We start from the raw sequence: 255 nt of genomic DNA on the forward strand, positions 1-255 counted from the left end.
CAAAATGAATAGGGCTTTCTTTTATTCTTCTGGCCTTGACGACTTCAGATTCAAGAGGAGTTAAACCAGCATACTTGAATTCATCTTCACCGTATGGAAGTTCCGTCGAAGTCATGTTGATCTTATCAAGAGTTTCTTCTGTGACAAAGTTAACAACAAATTCTTTCTCTCTTAGAATATTTCTTGGAGTATCTTTAAGTTCACCATTAGAGCTCTTAATCATTGGGCTAAAAGCAACAATCATTGGCTTTGCGC

1 protein-coding gene is annotated in these 255 nt (G+C 36.9%); it reads right to left on the reverse strand.

Annotated features, from left to right (window positions below; genetic code table 11):
• A partial coding sequence (locus M901_RS04975) for a flavin reductase family protein (RefSeq protein WP_034720505.1) occupies positions 1–255 on the reverse strand: 255 nt, incomplete at both ends.

It is taken from the genome of Bacteriovorax sp. DB6_IX, assembly GCF_000447775.1.
GTDB lineage: Bacteria > Bdellovibrionota > Bacteriovoracia > Bacteriovoracales > Bacteriovoracaceae > Halobacteriovorax_A.